The organism is Pseudomonas sp. NY15437 (assembly GCF_048068435.1).
GTDB classification, from domain to species: Bacteria; Pseudomonadota; Gammaproteobacteria; order Pseudomonadales; family Pseudomonadaceae; genus Pseudomonas; species Pseudomonas nitroreducens_B.
Genome location: NZ_JBLUQC010000002.1, coordinates 82780 through 105667, shown reverse-complemented (window position 1 = coordinate 105667; position 22888 = coordinate 82780). Strand labels below are relative to the sequence as shown.

Here is a 22888-nt window from a genome sequence, read left to right as displayed (position 1 = left end):
ATGGAAAAACGCGAAGAACTCTATCGCGGCAAGGCCAAGTCGGTTTACACCACCGATGACGCCGACCGCCTCGTCCTGCTGTTCCGCAACGACACCTCGGCGTTCGACGGCAAGCGCATCGAGCAACTCGACCGCAAAGGCATGGTGAACAACAAGTTCAACGCCTTCATCATGCAGAAGCTCGAAGCCGCCGGCATCCCGACCCAGTTCGACGCCCTGCTGTCGGACAACGAAGTGCTGGTCAAGAAGCTCGCCATGATTCCGGTCGAGTGCGTCGTGCGCAACTACGCCGCCGGCAGCCTGGTGCGCCGCCTGGGCGTCGAAGAGGGCCTGCAGCTCACCCCGCCGACCTTCGAACTGTTCCTGAAGAACGACGCCCTGGGCGACCCGTTCATCAACGAATCCCACGTCCAGGCCTTCGGCTGGGCGACCCTGGAGCAACTGGCCGAAATGAAAGCCTATTCCTTCAAGGTGAATGAAGTGCTGAGCAAGCTGTTCGACGACGCCGGCCTGCTGCTGGTGGACTTCAAGCTCGAGTTCGGCCTGTTCCACGGCAAGATCGTCCTCGGCGACGAGTTCAGCCCGGACGGCTGCCGCCTGTGGGACAAGGAAACCCGCAAGAAGATGGACAAGGACCGCTTCCGCCAGGGCCTGGGCGACGTCATCGAAGCCTACGAAGAAGTGGCTCACCGCCTCGGCGTACCGCTCTGATCCGACGAGCGCACGCAAGCGCCTGATACCACGCAAAAAAATCCGAAAACAAAGCTTCGCGTTCGGACTTCAAGCTGGTATCATGCGCGCCGCACGGAGAGATGCCGGAGTGGTCGAACGGGACGGATTCGAAATCCGTTGAACCAGCAATGGTTCCTAGGGTTCAAATCCCTATCTCTCCGCCATTACATATGGCCAGAACCCCTGAAATGCCTAGCGTTTCAGGGGTTTTGTCTTTTCTGCGTCGTGAAATTCCCCGCCCTGCGCTCCCTCATCCGCAATACCCATCCATCTTCTGCCGATTCCCTTCCGTGGGATTGGCCTGGTACTGCTGGCGCCAGAACTGGCACGGCGCGCTGTTGAAGCGTTTTTCCCGTTCTGACTTCTCTATTTGACGATTCTGTTGCTCCTGCACCGTCTGCTGACGTTCGAGGTAGCGCTGGAACATTTCTTCCTGGCTGCGCGGCGGCGGTGGAGCGGCGGGCGCAGGCGCAATTGGTGGGGCGAGGCGGGTGGCGAGGCCAGGCGGCAGCGTGGGCCAGGCCAGCCAGGCGGTGGCGGCGACGGCCAGGCAGCCGAGCCAGATGCCCGCGGCGATGGCGAGGGTGAGTTTCCAGAAGCCGAGGGTGGGTTGTTGTGACATGGGGGCGGGCTTTGCTTGGCGAAGCGCCAGTGATAACCCATGGTAGCCCTGAGGGAAACAGGCAGGCCCGCGGCGCCGTGGCGTCGCGGGCGGTGGATTATTTCGGCGCGGCGGCGGACTCGTAGGCTTCGAGGGCGCGCAGGGAATAGATGTAGGCGGCGCCGGCATTGAGGGAGATGGCGGTGGCCAGGGTCTGGGCGATCTCGGCTTCGGTGGCGCCGGCCTTGCGCGCGGCTTCGGCGTGGACGCCGATGCAGCCGTCGCAGCGGGTGGTAATGGCCACGGCGATGGCGATCAGCTCGCGGGTCTTGGCGTCCAGGGCGTCGCCGTCCGCGGCGGCGGCTTCCAGGGCCTGGTAGGCAGCGATCATCTTCGGGTGTTTCTTGCCCAGGGCGCCGAAGGCTTTTTTCACGGCAGGGACATACTCGGACCAGTTGAACAGCATGATGCTTCTCCTTGAGGCCGGGAGGGATGAGGTGTGGCCTTGAAGCTTAGTCTGCGTCAGCCGGCGCGTCGGGTATTGTCTGTTTCGCTCAGATTTTTCATCGATGCGCGCGATGGCCCGCGACGCGCTAAGTAGGCGTCGAGGATTTCGTAGCGTTGGCGCGCGTTGCCGGCACCGACTTCCACCTCGTCGCCGGGATGGCGATGGAGCAGGGCGTTGCCCAGTGGTGCGCGGGTGGTGATGACGAGGACGTCGATGCCGTCGTATTGCACCTTGAGGCCGGCGCCGTCCGGGCCGATGAAGACCCAGCGCTGCTGCTCCTGCTCGTTGACCAATTGCACCAGGGCGCTGGTCTGGATGCCCATTTCTTCATCGAAATCGCGCAGCTGCAGGTTTTCGAACAGCGACAGCGCCTGGCGGATTTCCTCGACGCGGCGCGATTGGCCGGCGGCGAGATAGGCCGCTTCCAGGCCGAGGGTGTCGTACTTGTTCTCGGCGATGTTTTCCTCGTGGGTTGCCGTCTCGTGGGCGGTCTGGGCGGCGCGTACGGCGATGTCCAGGTCTTCGGCGAAGCGGGCGAGGATCAGTTGGTAAGCGCGTTTCTTGTCCATGGCGGCGGGCTGCAAATAAAGGCGCCTATCCTAGGGCGTTTGCGCAGGCGTGCGAAGGCGCTTTCAAGCTTTTGCTCCGGCGGCCGATAGAACGGCTGAATTCCCGGAACAAAGGACATCCGGCATGAGCCTTTCCATCACCCCCTCCATCCAGACATTTGCCAGCCAGTTGCGCGTGGCCGGCGAAACCACTGCGTCGGCAGGCGCGACCCAGAGCGGCAGCGCCACCGACAGTCCGCGTCTGCAAACCAGCGCCGCTGCGGCCGGCGGCAAGAGCCAGCAAAGCTCGGGAAGCACCGCCAGCACGGCGGTCGAGCAGTTGCAGAAGCGCCTGAAGGAGTTGCAGAAGCAGTTGCAGCAGGAACAGCGCGAGCTGGCCGAGGCGCAGCAGCGCCATTACGCCTCGGATGCCGAGCGCACCGCTGCGCTGATGTCCGTGCAGAGCCGCATCGCCAGTACCAGTGCGGCAATGCAACAGACCGCCGCGGCGTTGGCCGATGCCATCCGCCGGGCCGGTGGCAGTGGCGCTGGCTCGATGGTCAGCGCCAGCGCCTGAGGCGTCAGTAGCCGCTGAGGATGTTGACGATCACACCGCTGGCGATGGCCACCAGAATGTAGTCACCGTTGACGTACAGCCAGCGATGGTCGCGCGGCGGGGCGTACAGGTGGCGGGCATTCCAGTCGGTGACCCAGTAGCGGTCGCCGCGATAGACCGGCTCCACGACGACACCGCGGCGCCAGTCGCGATGGGGCACCGGCAAGCCGGGCTGCGGCCGGTAATCCGGATTGCGGTAGCCGTGGTCGTAGTGCTCGCCGTGTCGGCCTTGCGCAGGGTAGTTGCCCTGCGGGCCGCGCGGCGGCTGCTGACGTTGCTGCTGTTGCGGCCCGCGGTTGTCCTGCCAGTTCGGGCCGTTGTCCGGGCCGGGGCCGGGCTGGGCGAAACTGGCCAGCGGGCTGCCGAGCATCAGGGCGGCACAGAGTAGGGCGACGGACTTCTTCATGGTGTTCTCCTGGCGCAACCGACTGGGCGGTGCGTGTTGCCATTTTCAAGTCCCGGACGATCCGGGCACTTCATGAGACCGCGCCGTTGCGTCAAGGAGTGCCAAGGCCAAGTAAATGTCCGGTAAAGAGTTTTCCCGATTTGTCAGCCTGCCGATACACAGCGCTCAGGGTGCCTACCGGTTTCTTCTGTTTTGTGTGTTTGCGGCATTTGATGGTATGTTTGCGGTAAATGCACTGGATGGAGTTCTGTCATGAGCGCTCTGCTGAGGGAAAACCCGGCTGCCGATGCCGTTTTGGCCAAGGCGGTGCTGACCGCCCGCGAGCACCTGGCGATGACCCAGCAGCAGCTGGCCGCCATCGTCGGGGTGGACCGCAGCGCGGTGAGCCGCTGGAAGCAGAACGGCCTGCGTGTGGACAGCAAGACCGGCGAACTGGCGCTGTTGCTGGTGCGCATCTACCGCGCGTTGTTCGCCCTGTTCGGTGGCAACCATGAGGACATGCGTCACTTCCTGTGTACCGAGAACCGCCACCTGGGCGGCGTGCCGCTGCAGTTGATGGAGCAGGTACAGGGGCTGGTCGCGGTGGTCGAGTACCTGGACGCCATTCGGGGCAAGGTCTGAATGTCCTTCGCCGCCGGTGCCCGGCTCTGGGCGAACTACGAGGATTCGGTCGTCGCCCCCATGCGCGGGCGTCTGGTGCGCCTGGTGGAAAGCCAGGGCCAGGTGGCCACGCTGCAACTGGTGGACACCCTGGAGGAACAGGCCCTGCTCGAGGAGTTGCTGGAAACCAGCAAGCCACGCATGCCGCCGCCCGCCGAGCCGCTGCATTACCTGCTGAAGACGCCGTTCCGTTATCCGCCGCTGCGCTGGGGTTCGCGCTTTGGCCGTCGGCATGAGCCGAGCCTGTTCTACGGTGCGCTGAAGCTGGAGACCGCCATGGCCGAGTCGGCGTTCTACCGCTTCGTGCTGTGGGAGGGCATGGCGACGCCGCCGCCCAGCGGGCGAATCCTGTCCGAGCACGCGTCCTTCGAGGCGCGGTTCCAGGTGCAGAAGGGTGTGCGCCTGCACTTGCCGCCCTTCCGTGAACACGCGGCCCTGACCGATCCGCAGGATTACAGCGTGACCCAGGGGCTGGGCAGCGCGATGCGCGAAGCGGGCATCGAAGCGTTCGAGTATCGCTCGGCACGCTGTCCCCAGGGCGGGATCAACGTGGCGTTGTTCGTGCCCTCGGCCTTCACCGAGAAGCGCCCGCGCAACCTCATGCCCTGGCTGTGCGAAACCACTGCGGAGTACGTCGCCTTCAAGCATGCCCAGGTGCCCGACAGCCCCCGACTGTACCGGCGCGAACAGTACCTGGTGGACGGCAGGCTGCCGCATCCGGCCTGACCGTTCATCGTCTGCCACTGTCGCCTGGCGGTGGGCGGTGTATGTTGCGGGATGGCCAAGCAGGGAGCGCCAGACCATGGATATACGGATAGCCGTCCATCCCAGCGACCATCGTCGCTGGCGCGTGTACCTCAACCAGTTCTTCTACGACTGCAGCAGCCGCAGCGCGGCCGAGCGCATGTATGCGCGGGTCTGTGCCGCCGAGCAGCAAGCGATCCAGCTTCCTGAACCACCGCGTATTGTCCGGCCGCAGCGTATGCCGCGCCGCCAGGTGCAGATTGCCTGACATTCACCGGTAGTGGCGGGGGAGCGGGAGCTTCCCGTGTCCGGTTGGATGCACTGTCTGCCTGAGAACACTTCCTATCCACCGCCCTGAAACGGGGCGGTCGGCTGCTGCGTGGCGCGCACTTGTGCACAATGCTGACGCACTCTGTCAAGCCCTCGGAACATTGCACATCGCCACCCCACAAATTTCCTTGCGTTTTTTAACTTGTTGAAAAATAAGGGAAATTTTGATTGGTGAAAAAATCACCAATCTGTCACATGGCCCCAGTTCACTGGGGGTATGGACGGTTTTCAGCAAGTTCTCCACTGAGTTATCCACAGCTTCTGTGGATTGTCCCGAGCGCTTGCTCAGGAGCCTTGTTCCAGGGCCTTTACAGTGGACGAAGGCTCTTCGGGTAGGTGACTGATAGACTGGCGCGATCGATTGCCACACCTCGGAGTCCTGCATGCCCCTCGATCTGACCGCCCTGTTGCTCGGTGCGCTTGCCGGTCTGCTGCCCATGGCGGCGCTTGCCTGGCGCTTGCAGGCGCGCAGGCTGGCGGTGGAGCAGGAGGCCAGCCTGCTGCGCGAACGGCTGGCCACGGCGCAACTGGCGCAGGACGGGCTCAGCGCCCAGGCCGAGGCGGACCGCGAGGCCTTCCAGCGCCTGAGCGGGCGGCATAACGAACTGTCCGCCGAGGCCGCCGCGCTGCGTCGGGAAATCGAGTTGAACAAGCAGGCGCTGGCCCGCCTGGATAATGCCGAGCAGGACTGGCAGGCCGAGCGTGCCGACAAGGAGGCCGAGCTGCGCCGCCTTTCCGCCGAGCACGCGGCGTTGTCCGCCGAGTTGCGTGAGCAGCAGGACCATCACCAGCAGCGCCTGGGCGACCTGCAAGCCGCCAAGGAGGACTTGCGCGCGCAGTTCGCCGAGTTGGCCGGGAAGATCTTCGACGAGCGCGAGCAGCGCTTTGCCGAGTCCAGCCAGCAGCGCCTGGGGCAGTTGCTCGACCCGCTCAAGGAGCGCATCCAGTCCTTCGAGAAGCGTGTGGAGGAGAGCTACCAGGCCGAGGCCCGCGAGCGTTTCTCGCTGACCAGGGAGCTGGAGCGCCTGCAGCAGTTGAACCTGCGCCTGGGCGAGGAGGCCACCAACCTCACCCGCGCACTGAAGGGCCAGAAAACCCAGGGCAACTGGGGCGAGCTGGTGCTCGAACGCGTGCTGGAGCATGCCGGCCTGGAGAAGGGCCGCGAGTACGAAACCCAGGTCAGCCTACGCGCGCCGGATGGCGAGCGCTTCCAGCCGGACGTGCTGATCCGCCTGCCCGGCGACAAGCAGGTGGTGGTGGACGCCAAGGTCAGCCTGACGGCCTATCAGCAGTTCATCGCGGCCGAGGACGAGGTGATTCGCCAGCAGGCCCTCAAGGCCCATGTGCTGTCGCTGCGCAATCACGTGAAAGGGCTTTCCGGGAAGGATTATCGCCGCCTCGAAGGCCTGCACAGTCTCGATTTCGTGTTGCTGTTCATGCCGGTGGAAGCGGCTTTCTCGGCGGCGCTGCAGGCGGAGCCGAACCTGTTCCAGGAGGCGTTCGAGCGCAACATCGTGATCGTCAGCCCGACCACGCTGCTGGCGACGCTGCGGGTGATCGACAGCCTGTGGCGCCAGGAGCGGCAGAACCAGAACGCCCGGGAAATCGCCGAGCGCGCCGGGGCGCTGTACGACAAGTTCGTGCTGTTCGTCCAGGACCTCGACGAGATGGGCACCCGCCTGCAGCAGCTGGACAAGGCCTATGTCGCCGCGCGCAACAAGCTCAGCGAGGGGCGCGGCAACCTGATCAGCCGCGCCGAGCAGGTCAAGTTGCTGGGCGCGCGGGCCAGCAAGAGCCTGCCGACGGATTGGCTGGAGCGCGCGTTGAGCGATGATTCGCCGGTGGTGGAAGAGGGCGAGTAACGCTGCGTTTGTGTAGAGACGAGGATCCTTTTCTGGCAGCTTTGTGCGTGCGTCTCTCCCTCACCCCAGCCCTCTCCCAGAGGGAGAGGGGGCAGATCGTGCCGGCTGATGCTGTGGTTTCATCCTGCACCGAACGGTCCCCTGTCCCTCTGGGAGAGGGTTAGGGTGAGGGCCGACCCGAACGCGGGACTATCGGGCAAGCAGGCCAGGCCCGCGAACGCGCGCAGCGCGCGCTCCTGGAAGAGTCCGCCGGTGGCATCGACGTTTCGGGGAAATGCCGGTTCGCGAGCAAGCTCGCTCCTACGTAGAGCGAAGAGCCTACTTTCAGAATAACGAGTAGGGCTTGCCCGCCGTCCCATCGGCGAAGCGCCGCAGGCGGAAGGGGTGCAGGTCCATGCCCGGCTCGCCCGTGTGAATCCACTGGCTCATCAACTGGCCGACGATGGGCCCCATGGCGAAGCCGTGGCCGCAGAAGCCGGTGGCGACCAGCAGGCCGGGCACCTCAGGCGGCGCGTCGAGCACCGGGATGCCGTCGGGCAGCACGTCGATCAGGCCTGCCCAGCTTTCCACCACCTTCACCTCGCGCAGCGCCGGGAATGCCCTGGCCAGGTTGCGCTGCGCCTGGAACACCCGTGAGGTGTTCGCCTTCACCTGCGGATCGCGCTCGCCGAGCAGAGAGCCGTTCACGCTGCGTTCAGAACCGGGCAGGCGCTGGCGCAGGTTGTGGAGGAACGCGCCGTTGAGCTTGAAGGAAAAGCCCGCGCGGTGCTCCGGAAGGTGCGGCAGGTAGTGACGGGCCGCACGCAGATAATCGAGGTTCAGGTCGATATCGGCCTGGGTTTCGTCTGCCAGGTTGAAGCTGCCATCGGCGCGCTGGCGCAATCCAATACCGTGGCCGATGAAGCTCTGTGCGCCGATGTCCGGGCCCGGGCTGGTGCGCGAGACCGTGCAGCGCACGGCCTGCTGCGGTAGCGGCAGCCCGAGGCTTTCCACCAGGCGCCAGCTGCTGGCGCCGGCGCAGACCAGCAATTGGCGAGTCTTCACATAACCACGTTCGGTCTGCACGCCGCAGATGGCGCCGGCCGCACGGTCGATGCCGGTGACGCCGCAGCCTTCGACGAACACCGCGCCGCGCTCGATGGCGCGCAGCGCGAAGGCGGGGGCGACACGGCGAGGCTCGGCCTGGCCGTCGTTGGCGGTATACAGGGCGCCGCGTGCGGGGTCGCTCAGTGCCGGCATCAGTTGCGCGACCTCCGCGCGGCCCAGCAGCCGGGTGCCGAGGCCGAAGTTGGCGGCGACCTTCAGCCAGTCCTCGTACTTATGCTGCTGCTCCGGCGTTTCGGCCAGGTACAGGCAGCCGCCCTGGCGCCATTCCAGCGGCAGTTGCAGCTGGTCTTCCAGACGCTCCCACAGGGGGATCGCGGCCATCATCAGCGGCACTTCCGCCGGGTCGCGCGCCTGCTGGCGGACGAAACCCCAGGCGCGGGTGGACTGCTGGCTGGCGAGGCCGGCCTTATCCAGCACCAGCACGCTCAGGCCCAGGCCGGCGAGGTACCAGGCGGTGGCGCAACCCATGATGCCGCTGCCGGCGATGACCACGTCCACCTGCTCGGGCAGGCGTTCCACGCGGGCGGCGAGGGCGGGGTGAAGCGGGTAGGTTCCCATCGGCATACGGCGGAATCCCTGAGTCGAATAACGGATGCCGCAGTATGCGATCGACGCGTGCCGCGCATCCACTGCGCGGGCGCGCCGACAGGCCTTACGACGCGCGCGCGGCGCGGCTGGCGGCGGGTGAGCGGGCGAGATAGTCCAGCGCTTCCTGAGTGTTGGCCTCGTGGTCGGGGTGGTACCAGGGCTTGAAGTAGCGCAGGAAGCTGGTGGCCACCGAGCTGATCTTCGGCAGCACGCCATGGCGCGAGCCATCGCGCCAGATCGCGGCGAAGGAGCGCGGCCGGGTGAGGCTCGGGTCCTGCCTCGACAGGGTGCGGGTGCCGAAGGCGAACAGATAGATGATCAGCGGCCAGACCACGAACATCCATAACTGCCGGCTGACGAAGGTACCGCCCAGGTGCACGTGCAGGTCGTGAGCCACGTTGCGGTGCTCCACCTCCTCGGCGCCGTGCCAGCGGAACAGGTCCAGCAGCACCGGGTCGGCCTTGGCGCGGTCCAGGGCGTCGGCCTCCAGGATCCATTTGCCCAGCACGCAGGTGAAGTGCTCCACCGCCGCGACGATGGCGCAGCGCTGGCCGATCCACCAGCGCCTGAGCCAGGCCGTGCGGTTGAACACGGTCAGCCCCAGTGGAGTGTCGCTGAGCAATTGTTCGAACAGGTAGTCCATCACCTTCAGGTAGCGCGTGGAGTCGATGCCGTGGTGGCTCAGGTAGCGCTCCAGCGCGCCGCTGTGGGCGCGGGCGTGCATCGCCTCCTGACGGATGAAGCCCTGCACGTCGTCGCGCAGCCGGTTGTCCGTCACGAAGGGCAAGGCCTTGTTGTAGAGCCGGCAGAACCACAGCTCGCCCGCCGGCAGCATCATGTGGATGACGTTCACCACGTGCGATGCCTCGGGCTCGCCGGGAATCCAGTGCAGCGGCGAATCGCTGTAGTCGAACTGCACCTTGCGTTGTACCAGCTTATGGTGGTGGTCGTTCATGGAGATCCCTAGGCAGTCAGATTGAGACGGGCGAACAGGCGCGACAGCCAGGGCATGAAGCGCCATTGCAGGGCGCCCAGGTGCACTTCGCTGCCGACCTTCACCACCGGCTGGTTGCGTTCCACGGCGCGGGCGATGCGCTCGCCGACGGTGTCCGGGCTGAGCCGGCGCCGACGGTAGAAGCGCTGCACTGTCGCGCGCTGCCTGGCCTGTTGTTCGTCGTCCAGGCCGGCGAAGCGCGTGGCCTGGACGATGCCGGTGTCGACGAAGCCCGGGCACGCCGCGCTGACGCCGATGCCGTTGCCGGCCAGTTCGGCGCGCAGGCATTCGCTGAGCATCAGCACCGCCGCCTTGCTGGTGGCGTAGGCCGGATAGTTGCGCGACGGCGCGAAGGCCACGCCGGACGCGACGTTGACCAGGTGCCCCGGCTTGCCGCACTCCACCATCTGCTTGCCGAACAGCCGGCAGCCGTCGATCACGCTCCACAGGTTGATGCGCAGCAGGCGTTCCCACTCCACCGGGGTCGTCTTGAGCATCGGCCCGGCCATGCCGATGCCGGCATTGCTGATCACGACGTCCGGCACGCCGAGGCTGTTCTTCACCCACTGGGCGAAGCGCTCCATGGCCGCGCTGTCGCCCACGTCGACGCAATAGCTGTAGGCATTGGCGCCCACTGCGCGGGCCAGCTCGGCGCTGCGTTCGGCGGCGGCCGGGTCGATGTCCGCGGCCAGCACGCTGGCGCCGCGCTCGGCGAAGCTCAGCAGGGTCGAACGGCCGATGCCGCCCCCCGCGCCCGTCACCACCACCAGCTTGCCGGCGAAGGGGCCGGCGCCGGGTTTCAGCGCGGCACGTTGCAGTTCCGGGGTGGCTTCGCCGCCTTCGAGGTGGCTGACGAACTCGTCGATCCAGCGGCCCAGTTGAGTCGGCTCGGCGAGCAGTTGCCAGTGCCCGGCGGTGACGTCGCGGCGCCACAGGCGCGGTGCCCACAAGGAGAGTTGCTGGAACAACTGCTGGCCGACGTAGCGGTCGCGGGTTGGCACGATCAGCTGCACCGGCACCTCGGTATGACGCTTGCGCGGCGTGAAGATCGAGGGGATGAAGTTGGCCCGGTAGAGTTTCACCCCATGTTCGCCGTCGCTGGCCTGGTGCGGGTTGCGTACCGGGTTGCGAATGCCTTCGACCTTGCGCAGGTACTGCGGCCAGGCCTTCGCGGCGCCGAAGCGCCAGGACAGCGACGGTAGCAGCGGCAGGTGGAAGTAGTAGATGTACCAGGAGTGCAGCAGCTGGCTGGCCATCTGCAGCAGCGCGCGCGGCGTCTTGCGGCGCAGGCGGTCGCGCATCCAGAAGCCGACATGATCCAGGCACGGCCCGGAGACGCTGGTGTAGGAGGCGATGCGCGTGCGCAGCTGCGGATCGGTGACGCTCTCCCAGGTCTGGATCGAGCCCCAGTCGTGGGCCACCAGGTGCACCGCGCGTTGCGGGCTGACGGCATCGAGCACCGCCCTGAGGTCCTGGCTGAGCAGCTCCAGGCGATAGTCGCGGGTCTTGCGTGGCTTGTCGGATTCACCGGCGCCGCGCACGTCATAGGCGACCAATTGGTAGCGCCCGGCCAACTGGCGGATCAGCGGCAGCCAGACCTCATGGTTGTCCGGGTAGCCGTGCACGAACAGCAGCATCGGCAGATGCGGTTCGCCCCAGCGCCACACAGCCAGGCGTACGTTGCCCGAGGGTGCCTCGAGGCGCTCCGGTGTCGGCAGTGTCTTCTCCAGCATGGCGTTCATGCCACCTCCCGCCGCGCCGGGGCGCTGATCAGGCCGCGGGCGATCCAGCGGCGCACGTGGGGCAGGTCGTCGTCCAGCCAGTAGGCGTCATCCTCGGTGACCACCAGCAGCTCCTCGAACTTGGCGCCGACACCGCGCAGGCCCAGGTGCGGTTCGACCGCCCAGAGGCCGGGCGTTGGCGCGTGCCGCGAGCGCTCGTTGCTCGACCACAGCGGCGACCAGCCCTCGCGGCGGCCCGTGATCCACGCGTTCTTCATCAGCGTGGCGATATTGCGCACCCCGAAGCGCGCCAGTGACGGGCCGCTGTTCCGCGCGCCGAGCTTTTCCACGCGGTGGGCCAGCACCTCGAAGGGGTAGGCCTTGTGCCGCGGCTGGGTGCCCTGGCGCTGGCAGAGGCGGTCCACCGCCTGGCTGACCTCGGCCAGCGGCAGGCGCTGGCGCACCCGCTCGACGATGAGGTTGCGGTGCGCCAGCAGGTCGTCCAGCAGTCGCTCCAGCAGCAGGTTGTGACCCAGCGCGCCGGAGTAGCCGACGTCCGCGGTGTAGGCGCCCAGGGTCGGCGCGCAGTCGAGGATGAAGGGCATGCCTTCTTCCAGGCGCTGCTTGCCGGGGTAGAAGGCCAGGTTGAAACCGCCCAGGTGGCGCAGGCCGTCGAAGCCCTTGAACGCCGTGCGCGGGCCGAACCAGGCGAAGGGCTGGTGGAACCAGTCGCGCACGCCGTGATCGAGCAGCCAGGTCTTCATCAGCGCGGCGGTCTCGCGCTCGCTGATGCCGGGGCGCAGTTCGCCGGCAATGGTTTCGCAGCAGCGGTAGGCCAGTTGCTGAGTCTCGCGGAACTGCAACAGGTCTTCGGCAGCCAGATCGTCGGGAGTGGACCCCCACGCGCCTTGGGACATGACTTTCTCCAGGCTGGTTGTTGTTATCTTTACATCGGTTGATGTCACGATCGATGCTGACCCATCGGCGCGTGTTGCGCCATGCCGTGCGCACCGCCTTCGGGTGTTACCGTCGTGGGGAACCGCTGGCGGCGCGGGTTGTGGCGAGACGGCGGATTTTCGTCGGGTGCAGGTCCCGTCTTTGGTTGGGCCTTGCGACCGCGCGAGCGGTCACGAATGGATTAGCGCTTTGGATTGTGGCGCCACGCTGGCGCTGGCTATCATCCGCCCCATGAGCACACCCCTTAACCTCCTGCAGCGCCTGTTGCAGCGCCCGGACGATGCGCCCTCGGCGCTGGAAGAAGAGCGCGAATACACGGTGGATGAACTGGCCCGCGAGGCCGGCAGCACCGTGCGCAACCTGCGCGCCTACCAGGACCGCGGCCTGCTGCCGCCGCCCGAGCGCCGTGGCCGCGCCGGGGTGTACTTCGGCAGCCACCTGCGCCGCCTGCGCCTGATCAACCGGCTGCTGGAGCGCGGTTACAACATCGCCAACATCAAGGAACTGCTGGAAAGCTGGGAGCACGGCCACGACCTGGACCATGTGCTCGGCCTCGACCAGGCCATCGTCGGCCCGTGGAACCTGGAGTCGCCTGGCAGCATCGAGTTCAGCGACCTGCAGGCGTTGTTCGGCGACGAACTCAATGACGCGGTGATCGATCAGGCGCTGGCGCAGGGGCTGCTGGCCTTCGATGGCGAACGCATCAGCATTCCCTGCCCGCGCCTGTTCAATGCCGGCGTCGAGCTGTACCGCGCCGGCATTCCCCTGGCGGCGCTGCTGGACCATCTGGCGGTGCTGCGCACGGACACCGAACACCTGGCCGCCGGCATCGTGCGGCTGGTGGTGACCCATCTGGTGGACAAGCCCGGTGCCGACCTGCTACCCGGCGCGGCGGACCTGGAGCGCCTCGCCGAAGTCTTTCAGCGCCTGCGGCCGGTCGCCGAGCAGGTGGTGCTGGTGGAGCTGGCGCGCGGGCTGAAGCGCTCGGCCAACGAGATGCTCGGCGAGCGTGTCGGGGAAATCCTCCGCCGTCTGGAGACGCCGGAGTAAGGCTCAGCTCGCCGCCCGGGCCAGCTTGCCGCGCAACCAGCGCCGCGCGGGGTCGTCTTCGCTGGTGTCCGACCAGATCTGCACGAAGTCGAACGGCGCCAGTTGCAGTGGCGGCTCGAAACTGGCCAGGCCGTGGGCGTCGAGATCGTCCGGGAGCATCCGTTCGGCAATCGTCAGCACCAGGTCGGTGCCGGCCAGCAGGCTGGGCGCGACGCTGAAGTGCGGCACGGTGGCGGCCACCTGACGACGCCGTCCGAGTTTTTCCAGGTGACTGTCGATCTCTTCGGCTGGGCTCTGCTGCAGGGCGACCCGCAGGTGGGGGGCGGCGAGGTAGTCTTCCAGGTCCAGGCGCTTCCTGCCGCCGAGGGTTTCGAGCGAGCACAGGCAGACGAAGCGCTCCTCGAACAACGGCTGCACCCGCAGCCCCTCGGGCAGCATCGGGAACACGCCGAGGGCGCCGTCCAGTTCGCCGCTGGCCACCTGCTCGGCCATCCCCACGCGCGAGGCCTGACGCACGTCCAGGCGAATGCCCGGCGCTTCGCGGCGCAGGGTCGGCAGCAGGGCGGGCAGTACCACCCAGGCGCCGTAGTCGGACATGCCCAGGCGCAACTCCAGCTCGGCGCTGGCCGGGTCGAACTCATCGCCCAGCACCAGCCGGCGCACGCCGCCGAGAATCTCCCGCAGCGGCCCGGCCAGCTCGAAGGCGCGGCGGGTCAGCTGCATCTGGTTGCCGGCGCGCACCAGCAACGGGTCGTCGAGCAGGTCGCGCAGGCGGCCCAGCGCGTGGCTCACCGCCGGCTGGGTCATCGCCAGGCGCTGCGCGGCGCGGGAGACGTGGCGCTCCTCCAGCAGGGCGTCGAGGACCACCAGCAGGTTGAGGTCGATGCGGCGCAGGCCATGAATTGCATGCATTCCGGTTGTACCAATCATTCATTTCCATGCGCAGGATGGATAGCAGAAGCTGCACGGCATCGACAAGCCATGGAGATCACTCGATGTCGAAACTGCTGCTGCTATTGCCCGCCATTGGCGTGGGCGCGCTGGTCGCCTTGCAGGCAGGCAGCAATTCGTTGCTCGGCCGCCAGCTGGGCCATCCGCTGAGCGCCAGCCTGACGTCCCTGGGCGTGAGCCTGGTGGCGGTGATCGTCGCCTTGCTGGCCTTTCGTGTGCCGCTGCCGCCGGCAGCGGGCATCGCCACCACGCCCTGGTGGGGCTGGCTGGGCGGGCTGTTTGGCGCGGCGTACCTGACCGTTGCCGTGATGCTGGCGCCACAGCTGGGCGCGGCGACCTTCCTGGCCTGTGTGGTGGCGGGGCAGATGCTGATGTCGGCGCTGTGCGATCAGTTCGGCTGGGCCGGCTTCCCGGTGCGGCGATTGTCCCCCGAGGGGTTGCTGGCGGTCGGGTTGATCATTGCCGGCGTGGTGCTGTTGCAGTGGCGGGGGAGGGTAGCGTGAGGATGATCTGGCTGATGACGGTGGGCGGTTCGCGAGCAAGCTCGCTCCTACGAAGAGCGCGTATACCGCGCCTGTAGGAGCGAGCTTGCTCGCGAACCGCCGCCGCAGCCAAAGCTCGGCTGGGCGACTTACCTCAGACTCAAATGCCGACTCAACAACGCCCGCAATGCCGCCGGCTTCACCGGCTTGGGCAGGAAGTCCAGCCCCGCCGCGTGGATCTGCGCCACCAGCTCCGGGCGGGCATCGGCGCTGATCACCACGCCCGGCACCGGCTCGCCCAGGCGGGTGCGCAGCCAGGCCATCAGGTCGGTGCCCAGTTCGCCGTCGTCCAGGTGGTAGTCGATCAGCGCCAGTTGCGGGCGCGCGTCCTCGTCGAGCAGCGCCTGGCATTCCTCGCGGCTGCGCGCGGTGAGCACGCGGCAGCCCCAGCGGCTGAGCAGGCTGTTCATGCCGGTGAGGATGCTGTCTTCGTTGTCCACGCAGAGCACCTGCGCGCCGTTGAGTTGTTGCGGGGTTTCCACCTTGTGCCCGTTCAGGGGGGCCGGCGCCGGCTGGCGGGCCAGCGGCACGCTGACGCTGAACACGCTGCCCTTGCCCGGCCAGGAGCGTACTTCCAGGCGATGCCCCAGCACCTTGCACAGCCGGTCGGCGATGGCCAGGCCCAGGCCCAGGCCTTTTTCGGCGCGGGTCTGGTGGCTGTCCAGGCGTTTGAACTCCTCGAAGATCACCTGCAGCTTGTCCGGTGGGATGCCCGGGCCGTGGTCCCAGACTTCCAGGCGCAGGTGCCCGGCCTCGCGGCGTACGCCCAGCAGCACGTGGCCCTTGGCGTAGCGGAAGGCGTTGGTGAGGAAGTTCTGCAACACCCGGCGCAGCAGCTTGATGTCGCTCTCCACGCGCAGCTTGCTGCCGCGCACGTGGAAGTCGATGCCGTGCTCCTGGGCGAGCACGCGGAATTCCACGCCGAGGGTGTCGTACAGGTTGCTCAGCGGGAAGGCCGCGACCTCCGCGCTGACGCGGCCCCCTTCCAGACGCGAGATGTCCAGCAGGTCGGTGATCAGGTCTTCGGCCGAACGCAGCGAGGAGTCCAGGTGACGCACCAGTTCGGTGGCTTCCTCGGGCAGTTGTTCCTGGTGGGCGAGGGCGGCGGAGAATAGCCGCGCGGCGTTCAGCGGTTGCATCAGGTCATGGCTGACCGCGGCGAGGAAGCGCGACTTGGACTGGTTCGCCGCCTCGGCCGTGCCCTTGGCTTCGATGAGCGCGTGGTTGAGCTGGGACAGCTCGAAGGTGCGCTCCTGCACGCGCTGCTCCAGGCTCTCGTTGGCGTTCTTCAGGCCCTGCTCGGCGTCGCGGTAGTTGGTGATGTCGGTGAAGCTCATGACGAAACCGCCGCCGGGCATCGGGTTGCCGATCAGCTCGATCACCCGGCCGTTGGGGAACAGCCGCTCGGAGGTGTGCGGCGTGCCCTGGCGCATCCAGTACAGGCGCTTGGCGACGTGCAGGTCCGGGTCGCCGGGGCCGCACAGGCCGCGCTCGGCGTTGTAGCGGATGATGTCGGCGATGGGCCGGCCGACGTAGATCAGCCCGTCCGGGTACTCGAACAACTCGATGTAGCGATGGTTCCAGGCCACCAGGCGCAGCGACTGGTCCACCACGCTGATGCCCTGGGTGATGTTCTCGATGGCGCCCTGCAGCAGGGCGCGGTTGAACTGCAGCACTTCGGAGGCTTCGTCGGCGATCTTCACCACGTCCTCCACCTGCATCTCGCGGCCTTCGATGGCGGCCTTCACCACGGCGCGCGCGGAGGACGCGCCGAGCACGCCGGCGAGCAGGCGTTCGGTGTGGGCGATCCACTCGTCGTTGGCGTTCTGGCTGGGGGTGAAGCCCTTGCCCTGGCGGTAGGCGAAGCGGATGAAGCTCTGCCGCGCGCGCTCCTCGCCGACGAAGCGGGCGGCGAGCATCAGCAGGTCTTCCAGCTGCACCGCGAGCATCGAGCGCGAGCTGAGCTTCTGGGAGATTTCCTGGCCGATGAAGCGGCTGGCCTGCCAGTGCTCGGAGACGCGGGTGCGGGAGAACACCGAGACGAGCCCGAACAGCGCGAAGTTGCCGATCAGCGACAGCAGCACGCCGAGCGTCAGCGGCTCGATGGACAGGCCGAACGGGCGGCCGGCGAGCCAGGCGAGGCCGGGGAAGGTGTGCAGCGGCCAGCCCAGGCCCTTGGCGACCACCGGGAGTACCAGGGTGTATGCCCACAGCAGCGAGCCGGCGGCGAGGCCGGCGAACACGCCGCGGCGGTTGGCCTGCTTCCAGTACAGCGCGCCGATCATCGCCGGGCCCAGCTGGGCAATGGCGGCGAAGGCGATCTGGCCGATGGTGGCGAGGCTCGCGGTGGAGCCGAGCAGGCGGTAGCTGACATAGGCCAGCAGCAGGATCAGCGCGATGCTCACCCGGCGCACGGTCAGCAGCCAATGGCGGAACACCTCGAAGGGCTGCTCGGCTTCGCCTTTGCGGCGCAGCAGCCAGGGCAGCAGCATGTCGTTGGAGACCATGGTGGAGAGCGCCACGCTGGCGACGATCACCATGCCGGTGGCCGCCGACGCGCCGCCGATGAAGGCCAGCAGGGCCAGCGCCGGGTGCGCCTCGGCCAGCGGCAGGCTGATGACGAAGGAGTCGGGCATCACGCCGGCGGGCAGGTGCATCTGCCCGGCGAGGGCGATGGGCACGACGAACAGCGCGGCCAGCACCAGGTAGATCGGGAACACCCAGCGTGCCAGGTTCAAGTCGCGCGGCTCGATGTTCTCCACCACCAGCACATGGAACTGCCGTGGCAGGCACATGATGGCGGTCATGGCCACGCCGGTCTGCAGCAGCATCGCCGGCCAGTGCACGGTCTCCTTCCAGTACTCGTTGAGCTGCGGCGCGACGCGGGCCTTGTCCACCAGGTCGCCGAAGCCGTCATAGAGCCCGTAGGTGACGAAGATCCCCACGGCGAGGAAGGCGGTGAGCTTGACCAGCGACTCGAAGGCGATGGCCAGCACCATGCCGCGGTGGTGTTCGGTGACGTCCAGGTTACGGGTGCCGAAGACGATGGTGAACAGCGCGAGGATCAGCGACACGATCAGCGCCGTGTCCTGGGCGCGGATGCCGGTGGAATCGGGGCCGGCGCCGATCAGCAGGTTCACGCCGAGGACGATGCCCTTGAGCTGCAGGGCAATGTAGGGCAGCACGCAGACCACGCAGATCAGCGCTACCACCACCGCCAGCGCCTGGGACTTGCCGTAGCGTGCGGCGATGAAGTCGGCGATGGAGGTGATGTTCTCCTGCTTGCTGATCATGATCATCTTCTGCAGCACCCAGGGCGCGAAGAGCATCAGCAGCACGGGGCCGACGTAGATCGGCAGGAACGACCAGAGCTGGTCGGCGGCCTGGCCGACGGCGCCGAAGAAGGTCCAGCTGGTGCAGTACACCGCCAGCGACAGGCTGTAGACCCAGGCGCGGACACGCGGCGAAAGAGGGGCGCGACGGCGGTCGCCATAGAACGCGATGGCGAACAGGACCGCCATGTAGAGCAGGGCGACCGTTGCGATCAGCCCACTGGACAACGACATGCTGACTCCGGAAATGACTGGCTCCCCCGCAGGAGCGCTCGCAGCAGTTTCGCACCAAAGTCCGGAACTGTCAGACGCCTGCTACCAATGTCTCAGTGGCGCTGTGCCCTGTCTCACACTTGAGAGCCGGGCGCCGTACTGGTAGCGTGCCGGCCTTCTCGCGGTCCGTCCGTCGCACCTGACCGGGTGCGCGGCACTTCGCCGGGCCGCTACGCTCTGATGTGAGCGATGATTTCGCGTCGTGTGTCGAGGAGGGCGCCATGTTCAGACCGTTACCCATCACCTTGCAGCGCGGGGCCCTGCGCCTGGAGCCCATGGTGGAGGCCGACGTGCCGGAACTGGTGAGCCTGGCGGAAGCGAACCGCGACGTGCTGCAGTTCATGAGCGCGCCGGGGCGCCCGGACTGGTACCGCCAGGGCCTGGCCGAACAGCGCGAGGGCCGCGCCCTGCCGCTGGTGGTGCGCCTGGGCAACCAGATCGTCGGCACCACGCGCTTCATGGACTTCCTCCCGGCGCTGCCGGCGTGCGAGATCGGCGCCACCTGGCTGGACCAGGCCCAGCACGGCAGCGGCCTCAACGCCACGATGAAATACCTGATGCTGCGCCACGCCTTCGACAGCTGGAAGATGGTGCGCGTGCAGCTCAAGACCGCCGCCAGCAACCTGCGCTCGCAGCGCGCCATCGAGAAGCTCGGCGCAGTGCGCGAGGGCATCCTGCGCAACCACCGGCGCCTGGCCGGCGGGCGGCTCGACGACACCATCCTCTACAGCATCACCGACCAGGAATGGCCGCAGGTGAAGGCCGCGCTGGAGGCGGGCTTCAACGGCTGAGTGGTACTCTGTTCGCGGCTTGAGAACCCCCACCCTAGCCCTCTCCCAGAGGGAGAGGGAGCCATCCGTACCGGCTGGCGCGATAGTTTCATCCTGCGCCGAACGGTCCCCTCTCCCTTTGGGAGAGGGTTAGGGTGAGGGAAATGCGCGGGCACAATTTTCCGGCGATGGCTGATGCTCTTTACGGGGCACGGCGTACACAGAATCCCTGACGGTGTAATCCATGGCAGAACACCACGCGAGCGGCGAACGCACCCGCTTCTGGCGCGCCCAGGAGCTGGGCGGCGTCGAGCTGCTGCACGCGCGCTACATCGAGCAGGTGTTCTCGCCCCACGTCCATGAGGGCTTCGCCTTCGTCATGATCGAGCAGGGCGCACAGCGCTTCCACCATCGCGGCGCCGAGCACGTCGCGCCGGCCGGCAGCGTGGTGCTGATCAACCCCGACGAGGTCCACACCGGCTCCAAGGCCGACGAGGCCGGCTGGCGTTACCGCGGCTTCTATCCGGAGCTGGCGCAGGTCTCCGGCGTGCTGGAGGAACTGGAGCTGGGCGGTGGTGGCACGCCGTCGTTCGACGCCAGCGTGGTGTTCGATCCGGAACTGGTCCAGGCGCTGTTCGCGGCGCACCGCCTGGTGGATTCGGATGCCAGCGTGCTGCAGCGCCAGACCTGCTGGCGCGAGGCGCTCCTGCTGCTGTTCCAGCGCCACGCGCGGATACCCGAGGCGCCGCCGGCCGGCCAGGAACCGGTGGCCGTGGCGCGCGCCCGCGAGCTGCTCGGCTCGCGGCTGATGGAGCCGCCCTCGCTGGAGGAACTGGCCGCTGCCGTCGGGCTGTCGCCGTTCCACTTCGCCCGCGTATTCCGCAAGGCCACCGGCCTGCCGCCCCACGCCTGGCTCAAGCAGCGTCGGCTGGAGCAGGCGAGGGCGCTGCTCAAGCAGGGTTGCATGCCGCTGACCGTGGCGATGCAGCTGGGCTTCGCCGACCAGAGCCACCTCAGCCGGCAATTCAAGCAGGCCTATGGCGTCGGCCCCGGCGAATACCGCCAGGCGTGCGCCCGGTCGTTCCGTTCGGTCTGACTGTGCGCCGCCCACCTGCTGCCCAGCCCTGTCCCAGCGCTCGCTGCCCTCGTGCGGCGGCCGAAGAGGCGTCTTCAAAAACCGAAAAGATAATCTGAGTCAACCGGAATATTTTTTCATTTGCGATACATTTGCATTTACAAAATTTACAATCAGTTCTAATTTCCTCCCCCTTCACGAAGTACCCGGGGAGGGGGAAGCATGTCGCAAGTCCGTTCGTGGTCGCGCCTGGCGATCGCCATCACCCTGGCCGCGCCGCTGCTGCCGGCGCAGGCCGAGGAAGACACCAAGGAGCTGGAGACCGTCACCGTGGTCGGTGACTGGCTCGGCGAGGCCGACCAGCAGGTGGTGCAGAACCACCCCGGCGCCCGCACCGTGGTGCGCCGCGAGCAGATGATCGAAGAGGGCGCGCAGAACGTGCGCGACGTGCTGCGCGGCATTCCCGGCGTCCAGGTGCAGGACAACAACGGTACCGGCGGCAGCGATGTGTCCCTCAACGTCGGCGTGCGCGGCCTCACCTCGCGCCTGTCGCCGCGCTCCACCGTGCTCATCGATGGCGTACCGGCTGCCGTCGCGCCCTATGGCCAGCCGCAGCTGTCGATGTTCCCGCTGTCGGTGGGCAACCTCGACAGCGTCGACGTCGTGCGTGGCGCCGGCTCCGTGCGCTATGGCCCGCAGAACGTCGGCGGGGTGATCAACTTCGTCACCCGCGCGATTCCCAAGGAATTCTCCGGCGATGTCGGCAGCACCGTGGAAACTGCCTCCCATGGCGGCTGGAAGAAGCTCTACAACGCCTTCCTCGGCGGCACGGCCGACAACGGCATGGGCGCCGCGCTGCTGTATTCGGGCGTGAAGGGCGCGGGCTACCGCGACAGCAACGACGCCACCGACATCGACGACGTGATGTTCAAGACCCACTGGGCACCCACCGACGTCGACGAGTTCTCCGCCAACTTCCACTACTACGACGGCAGCGCCGACATGCCCGGCGGCCTGACCCAGGCGCAGTTCGACAAGGACCCGTACCAGTCGGTGCGCGACTACGACAACTTCACCGGGCGCCGCAAGGACGTCTCGCTCAAGTACAAGCGGCAGATCGACGACCTCACCCAGGTCGAAGTGCTGACCTACTACAGCGACAGCTTCCGCGGCAGCACCATCGCCAACCGCGACCTCAAGACGCTGGCGTCCTACCCGCGCGACTACCACACCTTCGGCATCGAGCCGCGCGTCTCGAAGATCTTCATGGTCGGCCCGACCACCCAGGAAGCCAGCATCGGCTACCGCTACCTGAAGGAAGCGATGCACGAGCGCGCCAGCCAGGTCGCGCTGATCAACAACATCCCGACCACGCTGCCGACCCCCGGCGGCGACGGCCACACCTACCAGGACCGCACCGGCGGCACCGAGGCGAACTCCGTCTACCTCGACGACAAGATCGATGTGGGCAACTGGACCGTCACCCCGGGCATCCGCTTCGAGCGCATCTCCACCGACTGGCACGAGCGCCCCGTCATCGACAACAAGGGCAAGCCGGTCCAGGAGAAGAACCGCAGCAAGGACTACAACGAGCCGCTGCCGGCGCTGGCGGTGATGTACCACCTGTCCAACGAATGGAAGCTGTTCGCCAACTACGAGACGTCCTTCGGCAGCCTGCAGTACTTCCAGCTCGGCCAGGGCGGCAGCGGCAACAATACCGCCAGCGGCCTGCAGCCGGAGAAGGCGAAGACCTACGAAGTGGGCACGCGCTACGACAACGGCAGCTGGGGTGGCGAAGTCACGCTGTTCTACATCGACTTCGACGACGAACTGCAGTACATCAGCAACGACGTGGGCTGGACCAACCTGGGCGCCACCAAGCACCAGGGCATCGAGACCTCGGCGCACTACGACATGGCCGCGCTCGACCCGGTCCTCGCCGGCCTGACCGCCTACGGCACCCTGACCTACACCCGCGCGACCTACGAAGGCGACATTCCCGGCTTCAAGGGCCGCGACCTGCCGCTCTACTCGCGCCAGGTGGCCACCATCGGCCTGCGCTACGAGCATGACCGCTGGACCTACAACTTCGACGGCTTCGCCCAGTCGAAGCAGCGCGCGCCCGGCCCGACCACCAACGCCAACGGCAGCTTCACCGGCAACTACATCACCGAGCCGAGCGCCGATGGCCAGTACGGCGACATCCCCGGCTACGTGCTGTGGAACGCCCGCGTGGGCTACGACTTCGGCCCGCAGGCGTCGAACCTGAAGGTCGCCGCCGGGGTGAAGAACCTCTTCGACCAGATGAACTACACCCGTTCGAGCGACAACAACGCCGGCATCTACCTCGGCGAGCCGCGCACCTTCTATGTGCAGGGCAGCGTCGGCTTCTGATCGGATGCCGACACCTGGAAAAGCCCGTCCTGCGTGACGGGCTTTTTCTTGGCCCGCGCTTTGCGAATTTGTCGCCAGCGCAATGGATTTGTGCGGAAAATGTGGCTTTTCTTCACGCTGTTGCCGT

20 protein-coding genes, 1 tRNA gene and 1 pseudogene are annotated in these 22888 nt (G+C 67.0%); 12 read left to right on the top strand and 10 right to left on the bottom strand.

The window, feature by feature from the left end; genetic code table 11:
• Both purC and ACNFIA_RS04510 read left to right on the top strand, forming a co-directional pair.
• Window positions 1-711, top strand: coding sequence for a phosphoribosylaminoimidazolesuccinocarboxamide synthase (gene purC, locus ACNFIA_RS04515; protein ID WP_038803299.1), 711 nt, complete (start codon window positions 1-3; stop codon window positions 709-711).
• Between the two features lie 95 nt (window positions 712-806).
• A tRNA-Ser gene (locus tag ACNFIA_RS04510) sits at window positions 807-896 on the top strand.
• An 86-nt stretch (window positions 897-982) separates the two neighbouring features.
• Here the strand turns inward: ACNFIA_RS04510 and ACNFIA_RS04505 are convergent.
• The 3 genes from ACNFIA_RS04505 to ACNFIA_RS04495 form a co-directional block, all read right to left on the bottom strand.
• Window positions 983-1354 (bottom strand): hypothetical protein, encoded by a 372-nt coding sequence (locus tag ACNFIA_RS04505; RefSeq protein WP_416783135.1) that lies wholly within the window; start codon window positions 1352-1354, stop codon window positions 983-985.
• A 97-nt stretch (window positions 1355-1451) separates the two neighbouring features.
• A complete protein-coding gene (locus ACNFIA_RS04500; RefSeq protein ID WP_017522075.1) occupies window positions 1452-1799 on the bottom strand; it encodes a carboxymuconolactone decarboxylase family protein in 348 nt (115 codons plus the stop codon).
• A gap of 56 nt (window positions 1800-1855) precedes the next feature.
• Entirely contained in the window at window positions 1856-2410 is a 555-nt protein-coding gene (locus ACNFIA_RS04495) for a GreA/GreB family elongation factor (RefSeq protein ID WP_416783134.1), read from the bottom strand.
• Between the two features lie 124 nt (window positions 2411-2534).
• Here ACNFIA_RS04495 and ACNFIA_RS04490 point away from each other — a divergent pair, with 124 nt between their 5' ends.
• Window positions 2535-2966 carry a hypothetical protein gene (locus tag ACNFIA_RS04490; RefSeq protein WP_416783132.1) on the top strand — a complete coding sequence of 144 codons (432 nt, stop codon included), beginning with the start codon at window positions 2535-2537 and terminating at the stop codon, window positions 2964-2966.
• Between the two features lie 4 nt (window positions 2967-2970).
• Here ACNFIA_RS04490 and ACNFIA_RS04485 read toward each other — a convergent pair whose 3' ends face one another.
• On the bottom strand, window positions 2971-3411 hold the full coding sequence (locus ACNFIA_RS04485; protein ID WP_259753527.1) for an RcnB family protein: 441 nt from the start codon (window positions 3409-3411) through the stop codon (window positions 2971-2973).
• Between the two features lie 252 nt (window positions 3412-3663).
• Between ACNFIA_RS04485 and ACNFIA_RS04480 the strand changes: the two genes are divergently transcribed.
• The 4 genes from ACNFIA_RS04480 to rmuC all read left to right on the top strand — a co-directional run bounded on the left by ACNFIA_RS04480 (window position 3664) and on the right by rmuC (window position 7007).
• Window positions 3664-4032, top strand: a complete 369-nt coding sequence (locus ACNFIA_RS04480) for an MbcA/ParS/Xre antitoxin family protein (RefSeq protein WP_259753529.1) — start codon at window positions 3664-3666, stop codon at window positions 4030-4032.
• On the top strand, window positions 4033-4797 hold the full coding sequence (locus tag ACNFIA_RS04475; protein WP_416783130.1) for an RES family NAD+ phosphorylase: 765 nt from the start codon (window positions 4033-4035) through the stop codon (window positions 4795-4797).
• Window positions 4798-4873: 76 nt separating this feature from the next.
• Window positions 4874-5083, top strand: coding sequence for a hypothetical protein (locus tag ACNFIA_RS04470; protein ID WP_259753533.1), 210 nt, complete (start codon window positions 4874-4876; stop codon window positions 5081-5083).
• Window positions 5084-5642: 559 nt separating this feature from the next.
• Entirely contained in the window at window positions 5643-7007 is a 1365-nt protein-coding gene (rmuC, locus tag ACNFIA_RS04465) for a DNA recombination protein RmuC (protein ID WP_416783723.1), read from the top strand.
• A 324-nt stretch (window positions 7008-7331) separates the two neighbouring features.
• On the opposite strand, the gene ACNFIA_RS04460 is transcribed toward rmuC, so the two are convergent.
• The 4 genes from ACNFIA_RS04460 to ACNFIA_RS04445 all read right to left on the bottom strand — a co-directional run bounded on the left by ACNFIA_RS04460 (window position 7332) and on the right by ACNFIA_RS04445 (window position 12334).
• Window positions 7332-8678 carry an NAD(P)/FAD-dependent oxidoreductase gene (locus tag ACNFIA_RS04460; RefSeq protein ID WP_416783129.1) on the bottom strand — a complete coding sequence of 449 codons (1347 nt, stop codon included), beginning with the start codon at window positions 8676-8678 and terminating at the stop codon, window positions 7332-7334.
• Window positions 8679-8766: 88 nt separating this feature from the next.
• Window positions 8767-9657 carry a metal-dependent hydrolase gene (locus tag ACNFIA_RS04455; RefSeq protein WP_416783128.1) on the bottom strand — a complete coding sequence of 297 codons (891 nt, stop codon included), beginning with the start codon at window positions 9655-9657 and terminating at the stop codon, window positions 8767-8769.
• 8 nt (window positions 9658-9665) lie between these two features.
• Window positions 9666-11438 carry an SDR family oxidoreductase gene (locus tag ACNFIA_RS04450; RefSeq protein ID WP_416783126.1) on the bottom strand — a complete coding sequence of 591 codons (1773 nt, stop codon included), beginning with the start codon at window positions 11436-11438 and terminating at the stop codon, window positions 9666-9668.
• Window positions 11435-12334 carry a M24 family metallopeptidase gene (locus ACNFIA_RS04445; protein ID WP_416783124.1) on the bottom strand — a complete coding sequence of 300 codons (900 nt, stop codon included), beginning with the start codon at window positions 12332-12334 and terminating at the stop codon, window positions 11435-11437. Before ACNFIA_RS04445 ends, ACNFIA_RS04450 begins: the two co-directional genes overlap by 4 nt.
• 391 nt (window positions 12335-12725) lie before the next feature.
• Here ACNFIA_RS04445 and ACNFIA_RS04440 point away from each other — a divergent pair, with 391 nt between their 5' ends.
• Complete coding sequence (locus ACNFIA_RS04440) at window positions 12726-13424, top strand: MerR family transcriptional regulator (protein ID WP_416783722.1); 699 nt, start codon at window positions 12726-12728, stop codon at window positions 13422-13424.
• A gap of 3 nt (window positions 13425-13427) precedes the next feature.
• Here ACNFIA_RS04440 and ACNFIA_RS04435 read toward each other — a convergent pair whose 3' ends face one another.
• Window positions 13428-14336 carry a LysR family transcriptional regulator gene (locus ACNFIA_RS04435; RefSeq protein ID WP_416783122.1) on the bottom strand — a complete coding sequence of 303 codons (909 nt, stop codon included), beginning with the start codon at window positions 14334-14336 and terminating at the stop codon, window positions 13428-13430.
• An 83-nt stretch (window positions 14337-14419) separates the two neighbouring features.
• Here ACNFIA_RS04435 and ACNFIA_RS04430 point away from each other — a divergent pair, with 83 nt between their 5' ends.
• Complete coding sequence (locus ACNFIA_RS04430) at window positions 14420-14878, top strand: DMT family transporter (RefSeq protein ID WP_259753545.1); 459 nt, start codon at window positions 14420-14422, stop codon at window positions 14876-14878.
• Window positions 14879-15006: 128 nt separating this feature from the next.
• Here ACNFIA_RS04430 and ACNFIA_RS04425 read toward each other — a convergent pair whose 3' ends face one another.
• Window positions 15007-18483 carry a NahK/ErcS family hybrid sensor histidine kinase/response regulator gene (locus ACNFIA_RS04425; RefSeq protein WP_416783120.1) on the bottom strand — a complete coding sequence of 1159 codons (3477 nt, stop codon included), beginning with the start codon at window positions 18481-18483 and terminating at the stop codon, window positions 15007-15009.
• 243 nt (window positions 18484-18726) lie between these two features.
• Here ACNFIA_RS04425 and ACNFIA_RS04420 point away from each other — a divergent pair.
• The 3 genes and pseudogenes from ACNFIA_RS04420 to ACNFIA_RS04410 all read left to right on the top strand — a co-directional run bounded on the left by ACNFIA_RS04420 (window position 18727) and on the right by ACNFIA_RS04410 (window position 22761).
• Window positions 18727-19313, top strand: a pseudogene (locus ACNFIA_RS04420) (GNAT family N-acetyltransferase).
• A gap of 223 nt (window positions 19314-19536) precedes the next feature.
• Complete coding sequence (locus ACNFIA_RS04415; protein WP_416783118.1) at window positions 19537-20388, top strand: AraC family ligand binding domain-containing protein; 852 nt, start codon at window positions 19537-19539, stop codon at window positions 20386-20388.
• A 201-nt stretch (window positions 20389-20589) separates the two neighbouring features.
• A complete protein-coding gene (locus ACNFIA_RS04410; protein ID WP_416783117.1) occupies window positions 20590-22761 on the top strand; it encodes a TonB-dependent receptor family protein in 2172 nt (723 codons plus the stop codon).
• Window positions 22762-22888 lie beyond the last annotated feature (127 nt).

Coding starts and splice junctions, on each gene's coding strand:
- ACNFIA_RS04495 (WP_416783134.1), bottom strand. CDS start 2,410: ATGGACAAGAAACGCGCTTACCAACTGATCCTCGCCCGCTTCGCCGAA.
- ACNFIA_RS04455 (WP_416783128.1), bottom strand. CDS start 9,657: ATGAACGACCACCACCATAAGCTGGTACAACGCAAGGTGCAGTTCGAC.
- ACNFIA_RS04430 (WP_259753545.1), top strand. CDS start 14,420: ATGTCGAAACTGCTGCTGCTATTGCCCGCCATTGGCGTGGGCGCGCTG.
- ACNFIA_RS04415 (WP_416783118.1), top strand. CDS start 19,537: ATGGCAGAACACCACGCGAGCGGCGAACGCACCCGCTTCTGGCGCGCC.
- ACNFIA_RS04470 (WP_259753533.1), top strand. CDS start 4,874: ATGGATATACGGATAGCCGTCCATCCCAGCGACCATCGTCGCTGGCGC.
- ACNFIA_RS04475 (WP_416783130.1), top strand. CDS start 4,033: ATGTCCTTCGCCGCCGGTGCCCGGCTCTGGGCGAACTACGAGGATTCG.
- purC (WP_038803299.1), top strand. CDS start 1: ATGGAAAAACGCGAAGAACTCTATCGCGGCAAGGCCAAGTCGGTTTAC.
- ACNFIA_RS04490 (WP_416783132.1), top strand. CDS start 2,535: ATGAGCCTTTCCATCACCCCCTCCATCCAGACATTTGCCAGCCAGTTG.
- ACNFIA_RS04410 (WP_416783117.1), top strand. CDS start 20,590: ATGTCGCAAGTCCGTTCGTGGTCGCGCCTGGCGATCGCCATCACCCTG.
- ACNFIA_RS04460 (WP_416783129.1), bottom strand. CDS start 8,678: ATGCCGATGGGAACCTACCCGCTTCACCCCGCCCTCGCCGCCCGCGTG.
- ACNFIA_RS04435 (WP_416783122.1), bottom strand. CDS start 14,336: ATGCATGCAATTCATGGCCTGCGCCGCATCGACCTCAACCTGCTGGTG.
- ACNFIA_RS04450 (WP_416783126.1), bottom strand. CDS start 11,438: ATGAACGCCATGCTGGAGAAGACACTGCCGACACCGGAGCGCCTCGAG.
- ACNFIA_RS04425 (WP_416783120.1), bottom strand. CDS start 18,483: ATGTCGTTGTCCAGTGGGCTGATCGCAACGGTCGCCCTGCTCTACATG.
- ACNFIA_RS04480 (WP_259753529.1), top strand. CDS start 3,664: ATGAGCGCTCTGCTGAGGGAAAACCCGGCTGCCGATGCCGTTTTGGCC.
- ACNFIA_RS04500 (WP_017522075.1), bottom strand. CDS start 1,799: ATGCTGTTCAACTGGTCCGAGTATGTCCCTGCCGTGAAAAAAGCCTTC.
- ACNFIA_RS04445 (WP_416783124.1), bottom strand. CDS start 12,334: ATGTCCCAAGGCGCGTGGGGGTCCACTCCCGACGATCTGGCTGCCGAA.
- ACNFIA_RS04485 (WP_259753527.1), bottom strand. CDS start 3,411: ATGAAGAAGTCCGTCGCCCTACTCTGTGCCGCCCTGATGCTCGGCAGC.
- ACNFIA_RS04505 (WP_416783135.1), bottom strand. CDS start 1,354: ATGTCACAACAACCCACCCTCGGCTTCTGGAAACTCACCCTCGCCATC.